The 2,595-nt window shown below is 36.5% G+C and carries 2 protein-coding genes and 1 pseudogene; 2 read left to right on the top strand and 1 reads right to left on the bottom strand.

What is annotated here, in order from left to right; all coding sequences use genetic code 11:
* Positions 1–182: 182 nt before the first annotated feature.
* On the top strand, positions 183–398 hold the full coding sequence (locus ACILQF_RS12450; RefSeq protein ID WP_395627723.1) for a hypothetical protein: 216 nt from the start codon (positions 183–185) through the stop codon (positions 396–398).
* Positions 399–567: 169 nt separating this feature from the next.
* Positions 568–1,524, top strand: coding sequence for an acetyl-CoA carboxylase carboxyltransferase subunit alpha (locus tag ACILQF_RS12445; RefSeq protein WP_395627722.1), 957 nt, complete (start codon positions 568–570; stop codon positions 1,522–1,524).
* Between the two features lie 350 nt (positions 1,525–1,874).
* On the opposite strand, the pseudogene ACILQF_RS12440 reads toward ACILQF_RS12445, so the two are convergent.
* Positions 1,875–2,595, bottom strand: a pseudogene (locus tag ACILQF_RS12440) (DUF2723 domain-containing protein); the annotation flags it as partial.

Here is a 2,595-nt window from a genome sequence, read left to right as displayed (position 1 = left end):
TCTTCCTCCTGAAGTTGAAGTAGAAAAAAACATCCCCATGATTGCCCTGAATGCAGACAATCCTCAAAACATTACAATAAAGTTATTTATTAAACCAAGAAAGATTGAGGCAAAGAAATTTACGTCTTCAAATAAATTGTCTAGCAAATAAAAATATTCCTTTTTTTATGTTAATTTTCAATATGATAGATGGTATAAATTTTATTACGGATGAGAATGGGAAAAGAAAAGCGATCCTGCTTGATCTCATTCAATTTAAAAAGGATGGAATTAATGCGGAATCCATTATTGATTCACTCTCTGACCTTCAGCAAATGATAAATGAAGCAGGGCTTGAAAAGAAGGCTCCCAATACCTGGGAAATGGCTAAAGAAAAATTAAAGAATTTAAAACCCTGATTGTGTTTATTTTTGTAATGATAAACATCTTATTTGCTGTTGATTATTGAAGTATTATAATCTATTAAGAATATTTAAGGCTAAAAGCTGGATATTTATATCATATTAAGGCAAGCTTTATTTGCGATAGCTTTAATTTTCCTAATTTAGCCGATCATTAAGAAAGCCAATGAGTACAACATTTGATTTTGAAAAGCCTATTGCAGACTTAGAGTTGCAGATTGAAAAGGTGAAGCAGATTTCTGAAAAGACTAAGGTCGACATGAGTGCCACCGTTACCGAGTTGGAAACTAAGCTAGAAGCTACTCGCCACCGCTTGTATTCTAATCTCACCGGATGGCAGAATGTTCAAATATCTAGGCATCCAGAAAGGCCATATACCTTGTCGTATATTGAGATGATCTGTGATGATTTTATTGAGTTGCATGGCGATCGTACTGTGAAAGATGACAAAGCTATTGTTGGTGGCTTTGGGAGCATTGGCGGACAAACCGTTATGGTTATTGGCCACCAAAAGGGGGTAAATACCAAAATGCGTCAGTATCGTAATTTTGGGATGGCAAATCCTGAAGGATACAGAAAAGCGCTTAGGCTCATGAAGCTGGCTGAGAAATTCAACAAGCCGGTTATTACATTTATTGATACTCCAGGGGCATACCCAGGGCTTGAAGCCGAAGAACGTGGTCAGGGAGAAGCTATTGCAAGAAATCTTCTAGAGATGTCTGTTCTTAAAGTTCCAATTCTTTGTTTTATCGTTGGAGAGGGTGCATCAGGAGGTGCTTTAGGAATTGGTATTGGAGACCGGGTTTACATGCTTGAACATACCTGGTATTCGGTTATTTCACCTGAATCTTGTTCTTCTATTTTATGGAGAAGTTGGGATTTCAAGGAAAAAGCTGCGGATTGTTTGAAATTGACCGCAGATGATATGTATAAAAATAGGCTCATTGACGGGATAATTAAGGAGCCTCTTGGTGGTGCTCACCATGATCCGGAAGAAATGGCTAAAACGATACAAACTAAGATTACAGAAGATTTAAAATTGCTTTTGTCACAAGATATCGATCAGGTTATAGCAAATCGGATTGAAAAGTTCTGTTCTATGGGAGTAGTTGTAGAATCCTAGCACCTAAACCCTTAAAGTCTTTTGAAATCCCGAATCTTGTTTAAAAACAGGATTCGGGATTTTTTGTGGAGTCGTGTTTTTTTTTTGTGTAATCCATACACTCTGGCTATCAATAAAGCCTTCAATTTTGATTTTTCACGAGATCGGTTCGCAACTTTTCAATTAAGGGAGTACCGAATTTATTCTGATAGGTGTTGAGCCCTTCAAGTCAATCCACTGCATTTATTGCTGGTGATGCAATTTATGTTTGGCTTAATTTAATCAAGAGAAAATGAGTGCATAAAAAAAGCAACAAGAATTCTTGTTGCTTTTAGAAAAATTTATTAATCCTGTATCAGAGGAATGGCTTTTTATTGACCAGCTCCTACAAATTTTGATTCGATGGCTTTTAATCTGTCTTGTAATTTTTTGTTGAGCTCTTTTTCATTGTTTTGTTCGGTAAGCTTAGCAAGTTCTGTCATTACATAGACGCCAAGCTGTATATCGCGTGTATTTAGGTTTTCTTTTGTTTGCGCAATGGCGGAAATATAGTTTAGCTGATCTTCGATATAATCGGCAGTATTTGAAACCAATTCATTCGCTTTTTTAGGTTCTTTCAATTTATAAAGCAGGTCGGCCATGTAAAATTTACGTATGGTAAAATTCAGGGAGTGGTTTTTGTCGGGCACTACCTCCAAACATTTTAATAAAGCTTGTTTTGCTTCATTTAAACGCCCTTCGCGATAAAGGTTTTCGGCTAAAATATTGAAGTGATTAATGATGGTAAAGCTCATTCTTACTGATTCAGGATCAAGATAGGTGGCATTTTTCATGTTTCCCCATTTGAACTTCGTCATCATATTTTGGAACATTTGATTGGTATTGGTCAGTTCAGCTTTCTCACCTTCAGGATTAACAGGAATCTTGTTTAGCGGTAACAGGCGATAGGCAAATCCTTCATTGTATAGGTAGTCGCCTAGGCCCATATAATTATCCTCCGGGACAGTTATGGCAAAGTAAATCGGACGTTTCCAATCATTGTGAGCGAGTATATCAATTAGGGCCAGTTCTGTTTTAGTTACATAATTTTTA

Source organism: Daejeonella sp., assembly GCF_044232565.1.
GTDB lineage: Bacteria > Bacteroidota > Bacteroidia > Sphingobacteriales > Sphingobacteriaceae > Daejeonella.
Note: the sequence above shows the minus strand (reverse complement) of the source record. Positions and strands in the feature narration are given on the sequence as shown.